This is a genomic window from Klenkia terrae (genome assembly GCF_037083865.1).
GTDB classification, from domain to species: Bacteria; Actinomycetota; Actinomycetes; order Mycobacteriales; family Geodermatophilaceae; genus Klenkia; species Klenkia terrae.
Map to the genome: position 1 here is coordinate 23,031 of NZ_JBAPLV010000005.1, position 16,223 is coordinate 39,253.

Annotated in this window: 17 protein-coding genes; 14 read left to right on the plus strand and 3 right to left on the minus strand. The window is 74.4% G+C overall.

All coding sequences use genetic code 11. The features are described from left to right. The first annotated feature begins 295 nt into the window (after positions 1-295). Both UXQ13_RS06575 and UXQ13_RS06580 read left to right on the plus strand, forming a co-directional pair. Positions 296-628: a WhiB family transcriptional regulator gene (locus UXQ13_RS06575; RefSeq protein ID WP_455428613.1), complete on the plus strand. Its 333-nt coding sequence runs from the start codon at positions 296-298 to the stop codon at positions 626-628. Positions 629-672: 44 nt separating this feature from the next. After that, a complete protein-coding gene (locus tag UXQ13_RS06580) occupies positions 673-1,488 on the plus strand; it encodes a hypothetical protein (RefSeq protein ID WP_336391992.1) in 816 nt (271 codons plus the stop codon). Here the strand turns inward: UXQ13_RS06580 and UXQ13_RS06585 are convergent. Together UXQ13_RS06585 and UXQ13_RS06590 are read right to left on the minus strand one after the other, a co-directional pair. After that, entirely contained in the window at positions 1,485-2,357 is an 873-nt protein-coding gene (locus UXQ13_RS06585) for a hypothetical protein (RefSeq protein WP_336391993.1), read from the minus strand. The genes UXQ13_RS06580 and UXQ13_RS06585 overlap by 4 nt on opposite strands. 34 nt (positions 2,358-2,391) lie before the next feature. Next, complete coding sequence (locus UXQ13_RS06590) at positions 2,392-2,847, minus strand: metallopeptidase family protein (protein WP_225234682.1); 456 nt, start codon at positions 2,845-2,847, stop codon at positions 2,392-2,394. Positions 2,848-2,960: 113 nt separating this feature from the next. Here UXQ13_RS06590 and UXQ13_RS06595 point away from each other — a divergent pair, with 113 nt between their 5' ends. From UXQ13_RS06595 to hpf, 12 genes are all read left to right on the plus strand, one after another. Next, positions 2,961-3,311 carry a DUF3499 domain-containing protein gene (locus UXQ13_RS06595; protein WP_091242127.1) on the plus strand — a complete coding sequence of 117 codons (351 nt, stop codon included), beginning with the start codon at positions 2,961-2,963 and terminating at the stop codon, positions 3,309-3,311. Positions 3,312-3,393: 82 nt separating this feature from the next. After that, positions 3,394-4,773, plus strand: a complete 1,380-nt coding sequence (locus UXQ13_RS06600; protein ID WP_336391994.1) for a phosphomannomutase/phosphoglucomutase — start codon at positions 3,394-3,396, stop codon at positions 4,771-4,773. Further along, on the plus strand, positions 4,770-4,970 hold the full coding sequence (locus UXQ13_RS06605; protein WP_455428561.1) for a Trm112 family protein: 201 nt from the start codon (positions 4,770-4,772) through the stop codon (positions 4,968-4,970). The genes UXQ13_RS06600 and UXQ13_RS06605 overlap by 4 nt, the downstream gene beginning before the upstream one ends. Then, the gene (locus UXQ13_RS06610; protein ID WP_336391995.1) at positions 4,967-6,103 is read left to right on the plus strand and encodes an SIS domain-containing protein; all 1,137 of its coding nucleotides are present in this window, start codon (positions 4,967-4,969) and stop codon (positions 6,101-6,103) included. The genes UXQ13_RS06605 and UXQ13_RS06610 overlap by 4 nt, the downstream gene beginning before the upstream one ends. 20 nt (positions 6,104-6,123) lie before the next feature. After that, on the plus strand, positions 6,124-7,140 hold the full coding sequence (locus UXQ13_RS06615; protein WP_336391996.1) for a cation diffusion facilitator family transporter: 1,017 nt from the start codon (positions 6,124-6,126) through the stop codon (positions 7,138-7,140). A 26-nt stretch (positions 7,141-7,166) separates the two neighbouring features. Further along, positions 7,167-8,348 (plus strand): mannose-6-phosphate isomerase, class I, encoded by a 1,182-nt coding sequence (gene manA, locus UXQ13_RS06620; RefSeq protein WP_336391997.1) that lies wholly within the window; start codon positions 7,167-7,169, stop codon positions 8,346-8,348. Positions 8,349-8,515: 167 nt separating this feature from the next. After that, positions 8,516-10,003: an adenosylhomocysteinase gene (gene ahcY, locus UXQ13_RS06625; protein WP_336391998.1), complete on the plus strand. Its 1,488-nt coding sequence runs from the start codon at positions 8,516-8,518 to the stop codon at positions 10,001-10,003. 148 nt (positions 10,004-10,151) lie between these two features. Beyond that, complete coding sequence (gene mtrA / locus UXQ13_RS06630; RefSeq protein WP_225234689.1) at positions 10,152-10,859, plus strand: MtrAB system response regulator MtrA; 708 nt, start codon at positions 10,152-10,154, stop codon at positions 10,857-10,859. Positions 10,860-10,866: 7 nt separating this feature from the next. Further along, complete coding sequence (mtrB, locus tag UXQ13_RS06635) at positions 10,867-12,459, plus strand: MtrAB system histidine kinase MtrB (protein WP_225234690.1); 1,593 nt, start codon at positions 10,867-10,869, stop codon at positions 12,457-12,459. Beyond that, positions 12,456-14,162, plus strand: coding sequence for an LpqB family beta-propeller domain-containing protein (locus tag UXQ13_RS06640; protein ID WP_336391999.1), 1,707 nt, complete (start codon positions 12,456-12,458; stop codon positions 14,160-14,162). The genes mtrB and UXQ13_RS06640 overlap by 4 nt, the downstream gene beginning before the upstream one ends. A 95-nt stretch (positions 14,163-14,257) precedes the next feature. Next, the gene (locus tag UXQ13_RS06645) at positions 14,258-14,998 is read left to right on the plus strand and encodes a ComF family protein (protein ID WP_336392000.1); all 741 of its coding nucleotides are present in this window, start codon (positions 14,258-14,260) and stop codon (positions 14,996-14,998) included. An 87-nt stretch (positions 14,999-15,085) separates the two neighbouring features. Beyond that, entirely contained in the window at positions 15,086-15,751 is a 666-nt protein-coding gene (hpf, locus tag UXQ13_RS06650; RefSeq protein WP_336392001.1) for a ribosome hibernation-promoting factor, HPF/YfiA family, read from the plus strand. A 52-nt stretch (positions 15,752-15,803) separates the two neighbouring features. Here the strand turns inward: hpf and UXQ13_RS06655 are convergent, their stop codons facing one another. After that, entirely contained in the window at positions 15,804-16,196 is a 393-nt protein-coding gene (locus tag UXQ13_RS06655) for a pyridoxamine 5'-phosphate oxidase family protein (RefSeq protein ID WP_336392002.1), read from the minus strand. Between the last annotated feature and the right edge of the window lie 27 nt (positions 16,197-16,223).

Consider the following 16,223-nt stretch of genomic DNA (forward strand, 5'->3'; position numbering starts at 1 on the left):
ATGGCAAGAGACGTTCTCGAGGTCGGTTCCGTGTCGGAATGATCTGGACCAACTACCGGCACTCCGTCGGCAGATGTTGTGCACCGGTGCGGCGTGTCACCGGCCTTCGTGACCCCCTCGAGACCCTGCGTGACACCTGTGACCTCTGGGGCTCGGCGTTACAGGAGTCCGACTTGACCCACCCCCAATGACACGCGTGTAATTCCCTCGATGTCACCGAGTGCGGCACGTCGGGAGTGGCCCGATGATCACGCACTGTGACGAAGGCGAGAGGGGACGCATCGTCATGGCAGAGGTGTCTTGGTTGAGCGACTACAAGCAGCAGACCGAGCCGGCCTACGGGTCCGGCTACGGGACCGGCACGACCGGGTTCGCCGTGGCGAACTGGTCGGCCGGTCTGGAGGAGGACGACCAGGGCTGGCAGGAGCGCGCCCTGTGCGCCGAGACCGACCCCGAGGCGTTCTTCCCGGAGAAGGGCGGCTCGACCCGCGAGGCGAAGAAGATCTGCACCGGGTGCGACGTCAAGATGGAGTGCCTGGAGTACGCCCTGGGCAACGACGAGCGCTTCGGCATCTGGGGTGGCCTCTCCGAGCGCGAGCGTCGTCGGCTCCGTCGCCGCGCGGTCTGAACCCCGCCGCCGGCGGGCCGGGGTGAGTACGCGACGCTGAGGTCGTGTTCACCCGGGTCGTCGAGGGGCGGGCGAGGGTGGTGCGGGAGATCCGCGCCGCTGGTCCGCTCCTGTCCGAACTCGCAGTACCCACCACCGCCCGAGGGCCCTGGCTGGCCGCCGCACTGCACGCGGCGCCGCCCCCCGCCCGTCGTGCCCGGCACCGGGCGGTGGTGGTGGAAGCCCACCGGCACGGTCGTCCGGCGGGGCTGGCGCTGCTGACGTCGCGCAGCCAGCTCCGGCGTGGGCGCCTGGTCACCGTGGTCCGGCTGCTCGGCGACGACGGGGTGCCCGGTCCGCCGGGCTCGGCCCCGCGCCGACTGCCCGCCGCCGACCCCGAGGTCGCCGGTCTCCTCGCCGAGGGCATCAGCGACCTGCTCGCCGGGGTGCGCGGACGGTGGCAGCTGGACCTGAGCGGTCTGCCGCTGGGTGACCCGGTCCTGGCCGCGCTCGGTGCCCGCCTGGGCACGGGTGCCGTCTTCCGTAGCTCCCGCAGCCGATCCCTCGTGGACACCCTCGGGACCGGGGCCCTGCGGTCCACCGACCCCGCCCTGCTCGAGGACCGGCTCCCGGTCTTCCTGGACCACCGACCGGCCGGTGCCCGGCGGGCCGATCTCCGGGCCCTGGCGCGGGTGCACGCCGCCGCGGGTCAGCTCGAGCACGCCGTCGTCCCGGCGGGCGGGGTGCTCACCGCCGGGCTGCTGACGCTGCTCGACGGTCCGGTGCGGCGACCGTGGTGGGGCTTCGGCCCCGACGGCGGGTCGGACGACGCCCCCGGGCAACCCTGGGTGTCCCTCACCGCCTCGGGGCAGGGGCGCTAGCCGACGAGTTCGCCGGGCGGGACGACGGTGGCCGCACCGCTGCCGAGCCGGAGGGTGCCGGTCGGTCCGCCGGTGGCGTCCTCGACCTGAACCTCGAGGGGGTAGCTGCGGCCGGTGTAGACCGGCGCCGAGCCGTTCGGCCGGGTGTAGGTCGCGAAGGTCCCGCTCAGCTGCAACCCGTCGGAGGTGCGGGTCACCTGCAGGTCCGGGGAGCCGAGGTCCGCGAACTCGGCCAGCACCCGTCGGCAGTCGGCCGCCGCCGGGTCGGCCGGTGCCTGGTCGCCCAGGCAGTTCCACACAGCCAGGTCGAGGTGCGCGACCGACCGGGTGCCGTCGGAGCTGACGGTCAGCTGCGGGTAGGCCACCGTCACCCCGACCGCCTGCGGCTCCAGGACCACCCCGGTCGACGTCAGCGAGCCGGTGAACCCGTCGTCCCCGGCGGGGAGGTCCAGGTCGGCGAGGTCCCCGGCGGCGGCCGCCGTGAGGGGCGCGGACGGGGACGACGTCGAGGGGGCCGACGAGGTGCGCGGTGCGGCCGACGTCGTCGCCGCCGGCCCCGCCGGGGGCTCGGCACCGTGCCGGTCGGTGACCGTGCCGACCACCACGACCGCCGTCACCACCGCGACGACCGCGACCCCGGCCGCGACGACCCCGCGGCGGCGGCCCCGACCGGTCGTCGCCGACCGGTCGTCGGCCGCCCCGGGTTCCGGTGCCGGTGCTGGCGCGGGAGCCGGGGGCGTCGGCGAGCCGGGCGGTGCGTCGTAGAAGCCCGGGAGGTCGTCGACGACGCGTTCCGCAGCCGTGGGCGCCACGGCCGGGGCCGGGGTGGTGGCCGGGGTGGTCGTGCTCCGCCGTCGTGACCTGCGCATCGATCGTCCCCCGTCGCTCACCGGGCCCAGCATGTCAGCCGGTGGGGTCGATCTCCTCCGGGTCCCGGCCCAGCAGCACCGCCACCTGGTCCACCACCACGTCCCGCACCAGGTCGGCCAGGTCCACGGAGTCGTGCGCCCGGATCTCCAGCGGACGCCGGTAGACGACGATCCGGGGCGGGTGCTCGACACCGCCCTCGCGCCGCCCGGGCATCACCCGGGCCAGCGGGACGCTGCCGTCGTCCAGGACGTCGGCGTCCAGGACGACCTCGTCGGGGCTGCTGTGGTCGACCCACGGCACGTCCTCGACCGCGAACTCCACCCCGGCCAGCTCGCGCTCCCAGCGACGCTCGATCTCCTCGACCGCGTCCAGGACCAGGTCGTCGAACTGCTCGGCACGGCTGCGGGACAGCGGGACGCCGGGTGGCACCAGCCGACCGCGCAGGCCACGGCCGTGCCGGTCGCGGCGGCGGGCAGGGGAGCGGTCCATGGCGGGGCGAGCCTACGACGGCCCGGTCGACCGCCGTTCTCGTGCTCGCGCCGGAGTGCCTGCTGACGAAGTGCCGTCGGCGCGGTTATGGTGCGAGCCGTGAGGATCCGGTGGTGAGGCAGTCGCGACGCTGCTCGCGCAGTGGGTGCGCGCAGCCGGCGGCGGCCACCCTGACCTACGTCTACGCAGAGTCCACGGCGGTCGTCGGCCCGTTGGCCACGTACTCTGAGCCGCACAGCTACGACCTGTGCGAGTTCCACGCCGAGCGGCTGACCGTCCCGCGCGGGTGGGAGGTCGTCCGGCACGAGGTGGACACCGACGACGCCGGCCCGACCGGGGACGACCTGCTGGCCCTGGCCGACGCCGTCCGCGAGGCGGCCCGGCCCGAGCCCGAGCGCGACCCTGCCGACGACGGGTCCGGGACCCGGCGCGGGCACCTCCGGGTGCTGCCGAACCTCCCGTGACCGGCGCCGCTGTCGTACCCGCTCGATAGGGTCTGCGGGCGTCCTCGACCGGGGACCAGCCCAGCGCTCTCGAGGTGGACCCGTGCCTGACCTGTCGTCGCTGATCAAGGCCTACGACGTGCGCGGCGTGGTCCCCGACCAGTGGGACGAGGACGTCGCCCGGGCGATCGGGGCGGCCTTCGCGGAGTTCGTGCACGCCGAGACCGGGGCCACCGCGGTCGTCACCGCCCACGACATGCGCGAGACGTCGGTGCCGCTGTCCCGGGCCTTCGCCGAGGGCGTGCTCGCCCGTGGCCTGGACGTCGTGGAGGCGGGCCTGGGGTCCACCGACATGCTCTACTTCGCAGCCGGCAGCCTGGACCTCCCCGGGGCGATGTTCACCGCCAGCCACAACCCGGCGCAGTACAACGGGATCAAGATGTGCCGGGCGGGCGCGGCGCCGATCGGCCAGGACTCCGGTCTCGCGCAGATCCGCACCTGGTCCGAGCAGCAGCTCGACGGCGTGGCCGTGTTCGACCGGGTGGTCAGCGCGCCCGGCACCGTCAGCAGCCGGGACGTGCTCGGCGAGTACTCCGACTACCTCCGCGGTCTGGTCGACCTCTCCGGGAGCCGGCCGCTGAAGGTCGTCGTCGACGCCGGCAACGGCATGGGTGGGCACACCGTGCCGGTCGTGCTGTCCGGTCTGCCGCTGGAGATCGTGCCGATGTACTTCGAGCTCGACGGCTCGTTCCCCAACCACGAGGCCAACCCGCTGGACCCGGCCAACCTGGTCGACCTGCAGGCCGCGGTGCCCGAGCACGGTGCCGACATCGGGCTGGCCTTCGACGGCGACGCCGACCGGGTGTTCGTCGTCGACGAGCGCGGCGAGCCCGTGAGCCCGTCGGCGGTCACCGCCCTGGTCGCCGTCCGCGAGCTGGCCCGGGGGGTGGGGACCACGATCATCCACAACCTCATCACCTCCTCGGCGGTGCCCGAGATCATCCGCGAGCACGGCGGCGAGCCGGTGCGCACCCGGGTCGGGCACAGCTTCATCAAGGCGGAGATGGCCCGCACCGACGCCGTCTTCGGCGGCGAGCACTCCGCCCACTACTACTTCCGGGACTTCTGGCGGGCCGACACCGGGATGCTGGCCGCGATGCACGTGCTGGCCGCGCTCGGCGAGCAGTCCCGCCCGCTGTCGGAGCTGACCGCCGCCTACAGCCGGTACTCCGCGTCCGGCGAGATCAACTCGACCGTCGAGGACGCAGCCGGGCGGGTGGCCGCGGTGCGGGAGGCCTACGGAGCCGACGAGCGGGTCACCTTCGACGAGCTCGACGGCCTGACGGTGACGCTGCCCGACGGTGCCTGGTTCAACCTCCGGGCCAGCAACACCGAGCCGCTGCTGCGGCTGAACGTCGAGGCCCCCGACGAGGCCCGCATGACCGAGATCCGCGACGACGTCCTGGAGATGGTGCGCTCATGACCACGACCCACCCCGACACGCTGGGCATCGACCCGGCCCTGCTGGCGATCCTCGCCTGCCCGGACACCCACCACAGCCCGCTGACGCTCGACGTCGAGGCCGCCGAGTTGCTCTGCAGCACCTGTGACCGGGCCTTCCCGGTGCGCGACGGCATCCCGGTGCTGCTCCTCGACGAGGCCCGGCACCGCACGCCGTGACCTCGCCCGAGCTGGCCGAGGAGGTCCTGGACGACCCGGAGCTGCTGCGTGCCCGCGACCCCCGCGGCCTGCTCCCGGCCGTCGCCGGGGCGGGGGCGCAGGTCCGCGAGACCGCCGCGCTGACCGCCGAGGCCGGGCTCGGTCGGGTCACCGATGCCGGCCGCCCGCGCGGCCTGGTCGTCGTGGCCCGCCGGGAGGGTGCCGTGGCGGCGTCCGTGCTGCGGGCCCTGCTCGGTCCGGGCAGCCCGGTGACCGTCGACGTGGTGCCCGGCCCGCAGCTGCCGGTCTGGATGGGTGCCTCGGACGTCGTCGTGATCGCCACCCGCACCGGTGCCGGGCACTACGCCCTCGCCCCGGCCTACGAGGCGGCCCGCCGGGGCGTGGCCGTCGTCGGCATCGGCGCCGAGGGCGCTCCGCTGCACGCCGCCTGCGCGAGCGCCCGGGCGCCCTACGTCCCGCTGCCGCCGTCCCGGGTGCAGCACACCACGCTCTGGTCGCTGCTGACCCCGATGCTCCGGCTGGCGACCGACCTCGGGCTGCTGTCCGCCGAGGCCGCCGACACCGATGCCGTGGCCGACGCCCTCGACGCGGTGGCGGCCGACTGCGGGCCCGTCGTCCCGACGTATGCCAACCCGGCGAAGCTGCTGGCCCTCGAGCTGCTCGACGCCCTCCCGGTCATCGCCGCCGAGGGACCGCTGGCCGCAGCGGCCGCCGGCCGGGTGGCCGACCAGCTGGCCACGCTGGCCGGGTTGCCGGCGACGGCCTTCCGACTGCCCGATCAGCGGGTGGCGGCCTGCGCGGTGCTCGGTGGCCCCCTCGCCCCTGCCGGGGCCGACGACTTCTTCCGGGACCGCACCGACGACGAAGGCCGCCGGCTGCGGCTGATCACCGTCCGCGATCCCGAGGCCGGCGGCCCGGACGGCCCGGCCGAGCGGGAACCGCGGTCGGCGTCGGAGGCGCTGCACCAGGTGCTGCGCACCGCGACCGAGCGCAACGTGCCCGTCAGCGGGCTCGCCGAGCAGGGGGACGCCGACGGCGTACCCCGACTTGCCCGGGTCGCCCGTCAGGTCGCGGCCGCCGACTTCGCCGCGGTGTACCTCGCGTTGGCCCTGGACGCCGAGCGGGCCCGCTGAGCCGGGGGGACACTCCTCCCGTGACGCAACAGGCCGAGGCCAGCACCGAGAACGCCGACGGCGGCCACGGCGGCAGCGCCCGGGCGATCGTCGCCGCCCTGCTGGCGAACCTGGGCATCGCGATCGCCAAGTTCGTCGCCTTCCTGGTGACCGGTGCGTCCTCGATGCTCGCCGAGGCCATCCACTCGGTGGCCGACTCGGGCAACCAGGTGCTGCTGCTGATCTGCGGCCGCACCTCGAAGCGCCGGCCGACCGCGCAGCACCCGTTCGGCTTCGGTCGCGACCGCTTCGTCTACGGGTTCCTGGTGGCGGTGGTGCTGTTCAGCGTCGGCGGTGTCTTCGCCGTCTACGAGGGCGTGCACAAGATCCTGGCGCCGGAGGAGCTGACCAGCCCGGTGTGGGCGTTCGGCGTCCTGGGCGTGGCGATCGTTCTGGAGTCCTTCTCGCTGCGGACGGCGGTCAGGGAGACCAACGCGGTGCGGCCGGCGGGGGAGAGCTACTGGGCCTTCATCCGCAACGCCCGGGCCCCCGAGCTGCCCGTCGTCCTGCTCGAGGACACCGCCGCGCTCACCGGCCTGGTCCTGGCGATGCTGGGCGTGGGGCTGACCACCGCCACCGGCGACGGGGTCTACGACGGGTTGGGGACGGTGGCCATCGGCGTCCTCCTCATCGCGGTCGCCTCGGTGCTGGCCGTGGAGACCAAGAGCCTGCTGCTGGGCGAGGCCGCCACCGAAGCCGTGCAGCGCGACATCCGGACCGCGCTCGAGGGCGGCGAGCACGTCGAGTCGGTGATCCACCTGCGCACCCAGCACCTCGCGCCGGAGGAGCTGCTGGTCGCCGCCAAGATCGCGGTTCGGCACGACGACACCGCCGAGGCCGTCGCCCGGGCCATCGACGAGGCGGAGGCGAGGATCCGGGCCGCCGTCCCGATCGCCACGGTCATCTACCTCGAGCCCGACATCCGCCGGGCCGGACAGCCCAGTGCGGGTGAGCGGTCCTCAAGTTCTGCCCCGGGGTCGTCGACGTCGGAGGGGTGACCCTCGCCCCGGTAGCCTCGCGCACGATGTGGCAGCTGACGAACACCATCAGGCACTACCCGTGGGGAAGTCGCACCGTCATCCCGGAGCTGCTGGGTGAGGCGTCCCCGGCCACCGAGCCCTTCGCCGAGCTGTGGATGGGTGCCCACCCCGACGCCCCGAGCCGGCTGTCGGACGGGCGGGGCCTGGACGCGGCCATCGCGGCCGAACCCGACCGGCTCCTGGGGCCGGTGGTCCGGCAGCGGTTCGGTGACCGGCTGCCCTTCCTCATGAAGGTGCTGGCCGCGGAGTCGCCGCTGTCGCTGCAGGCGCACCCCACCACGGCGCAGGCCGAGGTCGGGTTCGCCGCCGAGGAGGCCGCGGGGATCCCGAAGGACGACCCGACCCGGACGTTCAAGGATCCGCACCACAAGCCCGAGATCCTGCTCGCGATGACCCCGGTCGAGGCGCTCTGCGGCTTCCGCCCGGTCGAGGAGTCGCTGCACTGCCTGGCCAAGCTCCAGCTGCCCGAGCTCAAGCCGACCATCGCGGCCCTCGCGCGCGGCGGGCTGCAGGTCGCCGTGCCGCAGCTCCTGGCGCTGTCGGCGCGGCGGCGGCAGTCCCTGGTGACCGCGGTCGCGGCCAAGGCCGCCACCTTCGTGGCCGCGCACGACCCCGAGTTCATCAACACCTACCGCTGGGCGGCCAGCCTGGCGCAGACCTACCCCGGCGACATCGGGGTGGTCATCTCGCTGCTGTGCAACCACCTCAAGCTGGCGCCGGGCGAGGCGGTCTTCCTGCCCGCGGGAAACCTGCACGCCTACCTGTGCGGGGCGGGCATCGAGGTGATGGCCAGCTCGGACAACGTGCTGCGGGGCGGGCTGACGGCCAAGCACGTCGACCTCGCCGCACTGGTCGAGGTGCTCGACTTCGGCGACGGCCGGGTGCCGGTCCTGCACCCGGTGCTCGGGCCCGGCGGCCTGCGCTACCCGGTCCCGGTCGAGGACTTCGAGCTCACCCGGTGCGAGCTCGGCGACTACGCCGGCAGCCTGCGCACCGCCGGTCCCCAGGTCCTGCTGTGCACCGAGGGCACCGCCGTGCTGACCACCGACGACGGGGAGCTGGTGCTCCAGCGCGGGCAGTCGGCCTTCGTGCCGGCGGGGGCGCCCCTGGAGGCCCAGGGGCCGGCGATCCTGTACCGCGCCACCACCGGTCTGCGCGCGGTGTGAACCAGGTACCGGGGGTGGTCCGAACCCCCGGTACGCGAGACGCCAGGGCGCCGAACCGGTAGCCTGGGCAACGGCACGAGCCCCGCCGAAGCCTCGGCATGCTCGCTCACGAACAGATCCGACGCAGCCGCAGCCCCTCTGGCGCGGCCGGGACACTCTGGAGCGACATGACCGCCTCAATAGGCGCACGCGTACTGACCGCCGACGACTTCAAGGTCGCCGACCTCTCCCTCGCCGGCTTCGGCCGCAAGGAGATCTCCCTCGCCGAGCACGAGATGCCGGGCCTGATGGCCCTGCGCGCCGAGTTCGGCGACGACAAGCCCCTCACCGGCGCCCGCATCGCCGGCTCGCTGCACATGACCGTGCAGACCGCCGTCCTCATCGAGACCCTCACCGCGCTGGGCGCCGACGTCCGCTGGGTCTCCTGCAACATCTTCTCCACCCAGGACCACGCCGCCGCGGCCATCGCCGTGGGCCCCGAGGGCACCGTCGACGCCCCGTCCGGCACCCCCGTGTTCGCCTGGAAGGGCGAGTCGCTGGAGGAGTACTGGTGGTGCACCCAGCGCCTGTTCGAGTTCCGTGACGAGGCCGGCACCGTCGTCGGCCCGAACATGATCCTGGACGACGGCGGTGACGCCACCATGCTGGTCCACCTCGGCACCCGGTTCGCCGCCGACGGCGCGGTGCCCGACACCACCGAGTCCGACAGCGAGGAGTTCTCCGTCGTCCTGCAGGTGCTGCGCGACACCATCGCCGCCGACGAGCAGTACTGGACCCGCATCGGCCAGGCCATCAAGGGCGTCACCGAGGAGACCACCACCGGCGTCCTGCGGCTCTACGAGCTCGCCCGCGACGGCCGCCTGCTCTTCCCGGCGATCAACGTCAACGACTCGGTCACCAAGAGCAAGTTCGACAACCTCTACGGCTGCCGCCACTCGCTCATCGACGGCATCAACCGCGCCACCGACGTCATGATCGGCGGAAAGGTCGCCGTCGTCTGCGGCTTCGGCGACGTCGGCAAGGGCAGCGCCGAGGCCCTCCGCGGCCAGGGTGCCCGGGTCATCGTCACCGAGATCGACCCGATCTGCGCCCTGCAGGCAGCCATGGAGGGCTACCAGGTCACCACGCTGGACGACGTGATCGGCACCGCCGACATCATCATCACGACGACCGGCAACAAGGACATCATCTCCGCCGAGCAGCTGGCCGCCACCAAGCACCAGGCGATCATCGGCAACATCGGGCACTTCGACAACGAGATCGACATGGCCGGTCTGGCCAAGATCCCCGGCGTCGTGAAGACCACCATCAAGCCGCAGGTCGACGAGTGGCGGTTCGCCGACGGCCACACGATCATCGTGCTGTCGGAGGGCCGGCTGCTGAACCTGGGCAACGCCACCGGGCACCCCAGCTTCGTGATGAGCAACTCCTTCACCAACCAGGTGCTCGCCCAGATCGAGCTGTGGGGCAACCGCGCGGCCTACGAGGGCAAGACCCCCGGCGTCACCGTGCTCCCCAAGCACCTCGACGAGAAGGTCGCCCGCCTCCACCTCGACGCCCTCGGCGTCAAGCTCACCGAGCTGTCCAAGGTGCAGGCCGACTACCTCGGCGTCGCGGTCGAGGGCCCGTACAAGAGCGACCACTACCGCTACTGAGAGGACCTGCTCGCCCCCCGCACCACGCTCCGCGCGGCACGGGACCCGGCGAGCAGGCCGTTCCAGCACGTCACCGCCGCACCCCGGCCGGGGGAGATCCCGGACCGGGGTGCGGCCCGTTCTGCACCGGCTCGCGCACAATGGGGGCGTGCCGTCCCCTGCTTCGCTGCCCGGTCCCACCCGCGGTCGGGTGCTCGTCGTCGACGACGACGCCGCGCTCGCCGAGATGCTCGGCATCGTGCTGCGGCGGGAGGGCTACGAACCGGCCTTCGTCTCCGACGGGGCACGGGCGGTGGCGACCTTCCAGCAGGTCCGCCCCGACCTCGTGCTGCTGGACCTGATGCTCCCCGGGCGCAACGGCCTGCAGATCTGCGCCGACATCCGGACCCAGTCCAGCGTCCCGATCATCATGCTCACCGCCAAGGGCGACACGATCGACGTCGTCCAGGGGCTCGAGGCCGGCGCCGACGACTACGTCACCAAGCCGTTCAAGCCCGTCGAGCTCGTCGCCCGGGTGCGCTCGCAGCTGCGGCGCGGGGAGACCGGGCAGGCCGAGACGCTCACCATCGGCGACGTGGCCATCGACGTCCCCGCCCACCAGGTCAGCCGGGGCGGCGAGCCCATCGCGCTGACCCCGCTGGAGTTCGACCTTCTGGTGGCCCTGGCCCGCAAGCCCCGCCAGGTCTTCACCCGCGAGCTGCTGCTCGAGCAGGTGTGGGGCTACCGGCACGCCGCGGACACCCGGCTGGTCAACGTGCACGTGCAGCGCCTGCGCGCCAAGGTCGAGCGCGACCCGGAGCGGCCGGAGGTCGTCCTGACCGTGCGCGGGGTGGGCTACAAGGCCGGCCCCGCATGACCCGTCGGTGACGGTCGCGACCCGCCTGCGCGGATGGGCCTCGACCGGCTGGCACGCCTGGCGGTCCTCGCTCCAGCTCCGCATCGGGGCCATCACGATGCTGGTGGCCGGCGTCGTCGTCGTGGTGGTCAGCATCGTGCTGTTCCAGCAGATCAGCACCCAGCTGCTCACCGTCAAGCGCAACGCCGCGATCGACCAGGCGCAGGCCGGCGTCGCCTACGCCCAGTCGCAGGTGGCCGGCATCGTGACCGGTGACGCGGCCAGCGTGCGGTCCACGCTGGCCCGCACCGTCCGGGAGCTGCAGAGCCGCAACGGGTCGGCCGGCAACTTCGACACCGTGCTGGTCTACCGGACCGGGGACACCGCGCGTCCCGCCCAGAGCCGGCAGAGCCTGTACCCGGACCTGCCCGCCGAGCTGGTGGCCGCCGTGGACGCCGGCACCCAGGTCTGGCAGTACGGCCTGGTGGACGACGGGTCCTCCCGCCGGGTGCCCACGCTGCTCATCGGTGCCCCCGTGCCCGTCGAGGGCCCCAGCGGGGAGCAGGTCGACCTCTACTACGCGTTCCCGCTGGACCAGGAGCAGGAGACGCTCTCGCTGGTGCGCAGCACCGTGGCCATCAGCGGGATCGCGCTGACCCTCTTCGTGGTGGGCATCGGCGTCCTGGTGACCAGGCTCGTCGTCGACCCCGTCCGGCGGGCGGCCAGCAGCGCCCAGCGCTTGGCGGCGGGTCAGCTGGAGGAGCGGCTGGTGGTCAACGGCGAGGACGACCTGGCCCGGCTGGCCAGCAGCTTCAACGCCATGGCCGACAGCCTGCAGAAGCAGATCACCCAGCTGGAGGGCCTGTCCCAGCTGCAGCAACGGTTCACCTCCGACGTGTCGCACGAGCTGCGCACGCCGCTGACCACGGTGCAGATGGCCGCGGAGGTGCTGCACGAGTCCCGGGCGGACTTCGACCCGCACGTGGCCCGGTCGGCCGAGCTGCTCTACGCCGAGGTCAACCGGTTCGAGCTCATGCTGTCGGACCTGCTGGAGATCAGCCGCTACGACGCCGGGGCCGCCGAGCTCGAGGCCGAGCCCACCGCGCTGGGCCCCCTGCTGGAGCGGGTGGTCGAGGACATGACCTCCCTCGCCGACCGGCTGGACTGCCGGCTGGAGCTGCGCGTGCCCGACCGCCCGGTCATCGCCGAGATCGACGCGCGCCGGGTGCAGCGGGTGCTGCGGAACCTGGTCGGCAACGCCGTCGAGCACGGCACCGGACGCCCGGTCGAGCTCACCCTGGCCGCCAACCGGACGGCGGCCGCGATCACCGTCCGCGACCACGGCATCGGCCTGGACTCCGAGGAGGCCCAGCACGTGTTCGACCGGTTCTGGCGGGCCGACCCCGCCCGGGTGCGCACCGTCGGCGGCTCCGGACTGGGGCTGTCGATCAGCCTGGAGGACGCCCGCCTGCACGGCGGCTGGCTGCAGGTGTGGGGCCAGCCCGACCAGGGCGCCCAGTTCCGGCTGACCCTGCCGCTGGTCGCGGGGACCGACCTCACCGGGTCCCCGCTGCCGCTGCGCCCCGTCGTCGTCCGCCGCCGCCCGCGGAGCCCGCGGTGAGGGCCCGCCCGGCGTTCGTCGCGCTGGCCGTCGTCCTGGCCGGGTGCGGCACGGTGCCCACCAGCTCGTCGCCGGTGGAGATCACCCAGGTCGCCGACCCGCCGGAGGACGTCGGCATCGAGGCGCTGCCCCCGGTCCCCGGGGCCAGCCGCGAGGAGATCGTCCGCGGCTTCGTCGACGCCATGGCCAGCACCACTCGCAACCACCCGGTCGCCCGCCAGTATCTCACCGGCGAGGCCGCGGACAGCTGGAGCGACACCGGCGCCATCACCGTGATCAGCTCCGACTACGCCCCGGTCGCCGGGGACGACGACACCGTCGCCGTCACCGCCGGTCTGGTCGGCGGCGTCGACGCGCAGGGTGCCTTCACCACCGGCAGCGGGCAGACCTACGACCAGGGCTTCACCCTCGTCCAGGAGGACGGCGAGTGGCGGATCGCCGACCCCCGGGACGGGCTGGTGCTCCTGGAGCCGGACTTCGCCCGCACCTACGACGAGGTCAACGCCTACTTCCTGGACCCCACCGGCACCCGGGTCGTCCCCGACCCCCGGTTCCTGGTGTCGGGGGAGTCCCAGGCCACCGCACTGGTGGACCGGCTGCTGACCGGCCCCTCCGCCGTCCTGTCGGCCGGGGTCGCCAACCCGCTGACCGGCGCCGAGCTGCGCAGCAACGTGCGGATCGCCCAGCAGGTCGCCACCGTGGACCTGACCGGCCTGCCCGCCGACAACGCCGATGCGCTCAACGTGCTGTGCGCCCAGCTCGTCTGGTCGCTGGACCAGCTCGACGACGTCCGCGCGGTCCGGGTCCGGGTCGACGGCGCCCCCGTGGACGTCACCGGCGTCCCCGACGTGCAGACCGTCGACGACTGGGCGTCCTTCGACCCCGACGCCGTCCCCGCGGTCTCGGTCGGGCACTACGTCGCCGACGGCGCCCTGCGCACCGTCACCGCCGGTGAGGCCGCGCCCGGGCCCGCCGGCACCGGGCAGTACGCGCTCAGCGCCGCCGCGGTGACCGCCGACGCCCGCACCAACGCCCTGGGCACCACCGTCGGGGTGTCCGTCGCCGGCGGCACGGCCACCCTCCTGGTGGGGCCGTACGGGGGTGCGCTGGCCCCGGTCCTCCCGGCCGGGTCCTTCACCGACCCGACGACCGCGGCCACCCGCGCCGAGGTGTGGACCGTCCGCGACGGCAGCGAGGTGATCCGGGTGCCGGCGACCGGCACGCCGCAGACGGTCAGCGCCCCGACCCTGCCCGAGCAGGGCGCCGCCCGGGTCTTCCAGCTCTCGCCCGACGGGGTCCGGGCCGCCGTCGTCGTCGACGGGCCCGACGGCGGCGAGCTGCTGGTGGGCACCGTGGTGCGCAGCGACGACCAGGTCGCCGTCCGCGACCTGCGGTCGGTGGCCCCCGAGCTGTCCCAGGTGGTCGACGTCGCCTGGCGGGCGGCCTCGGAGCTGGTCGTCCTGGCCGGCGCCCAGGACGAGGACGGGACGGCGCCCTACTCGGTCGGGGTGGACGGCTGGGACCTGACGACGCTGAGCCGCTCCGGGCTCCCGGCCCAGCCCACCGCGGTGGCCGCCGCGCCCAGCCGCACCCCCCTGGTGGTCGCCGGCGGCACGCTGTGGCAGCTCGTGTCGGGCACCTGGTCGACCCTGGTGCGCGGCCAGGAGCCGCTGGGCGGCGGCGCCCCCTTCTACCCCCTCTGAGCCCGCGACGGGCCTCGTCGTCCACAGCGCGGGGTCCCGTGCACAGGGGGGCGCGGTGGCCCGGCCGCGGGCCGGCCCGGGTGCAGGCTCGGTCGGTGCTGCCCCGGGTGCTCGAACCGCTGGTCGACCTCGTCCTGCCCCGGGTGTGCGCCGGCTGCGGGCACCCGGGCTGCCTGATGTGCCCCCGCTGCGCCGCCCTGCTGGCCCGGCCCCGGCTGGCCACCCCGCGCCGGCACCCCGACGGGTTCCCGCCGACGGTGGCCGCCGCGGCCTACGCCGGGCCGGTCCGCCCGGTGGTGAACGCGTTCAAGGAGCACGGGCGCACCGAGCTTGCCGCACCGCTGGGGGCCGCACTCGCGCTGGCCGTGGTGGTGGTCCGCGCGGGTGCCGGCAGCGCCGGGCCGGTGCTGCTGGTGCCGCTGCCGAGCAGCCGGGCCGCAGTGCGCGAGCGCGGCCGGGACCACGTCGCCGAGCTGACCCGGGCCGCCGTGCGCGAGCTGCGCCGGGCCGGCGTGCCGGTGACCGCGGCACGGCTGCTGGGCCGCCGCGGCCGGGTCCGCGACTCGGCCGGGTTGGACGCCCGGCAGCGGCGGGCCAACCTGGCCGGCACCTTCGTGCTGCGCGAACCGGTCCGGCGGGGGAGCGGCCTGCTGGTGGTGGTCGACGACGTGGTCAGCAGCGGGGCGTCGGTCACCGAGGCCGCCGCCGTGCTGATCCCCGCGGCGCGCCGGCACGACACGCCGGTCGTCGCCGCGGTCGTCGCGGCCACCCCCCGCGGCCGCCCGGTCCCCGTCGTCGGGCCCGGACCTGGGGTGTTCACGGTGCGTGAGCGGTGAACCGGCGGGCAACCCGGTCTGCCCACTGTCGGACCGGCCGGACCGGGGCTAGCGTCGGGTCGATCACACCCGAGTTCGGGAGGTCACATGGAGATCGTCGTCCGAGGTCGCAACGTCGAGGTGCCCGAGCACTTCCGGCAGCACGTCGAGGACAAGGTCGGCCAGCTCGAGCGCTTCGACGCCAAGATCGAGCGCCTCGACGTGGAGCTGCTCCACGAGAAGAACCCACGCCAGTCCGCGAACTGCCAGCGCGTGGAGATCACCCTGCGGGGCAAGGGCCCCGTCGTCCGGGCCGAGGCCTGCGCCGCGGACTTCCAGTCCGCGCTGGACGCCGCCGTGGCCAAGCTGGAGAACCGGCTGCGCCGCGCCGCCGACCGGCGCCGGGTGCACCACGGCCGGCGGACCCCGGCCAGCGTCCGGGTCGACTCCTCGGCCGCCCAGGTCGACGCCGCCAGCGCGCTGGCCCTGGACGCCGCCCTCGCCGAGGGCGAGCACCGCACCGATCTCCCGGAGCACCTGCCCGGCCAGGTCGTCCGCGAGAAGCAGCACCCGGCCACCCCGATGACCGTCGACCAGGCGCTGCACGAGATGGAGCTCGTCGGCCACGACTTCTTCCTCTTCGCCTGCGCCGAGACCGGCCAGCCGACGGTGGTGTACCGCCGGCACGCCTACGACTACGGCCTCATCCGGCTCGCCGGTCAGCCCGTCGTCGACGTGGCCCGCACCGCCGAGCGCGAACCCGCGTCGGTCTGACCGACCGCCCGGACGGCCCGTCCTGCTCCCGCGGGGCGGGCCGTCGGTGCGTCTACACGTTGCCGAGGACGCGGTCCACCGCGATCTCCAGCACGACCCGGGCCGGGTTGACCCGCGGCTGGCGGTAGCGGGCGGCGTAGCGCTGCACGGCGTCGGCGACGGAGTCCGGGTCGTCGCGCAGGGTCGCGGTGCCCTCCAGCGTCGTCCAGCGCCGGCCGTCGACCTGGCAGACCGCCACCCGGGCGGTGCCGGCCCCGGCGCGCACGTGCCCGGCCTTCACCGACGTGCCCGAGGTGATCACCCGGGCCGTGCGGGCATCGACGTCGAACGTGACGCCGACCGGGACCACGTGGGGGCTGCCGTCGGCGCGCAGCGTCGTCAGCGTCGCCAGGTGCCGCTCGGTGAAGAACGCGCGCAGGTCCTCGGACAACTCGTCTCGGGTCACCGGCGCAGCGTACGGGCGCCCGGAGGT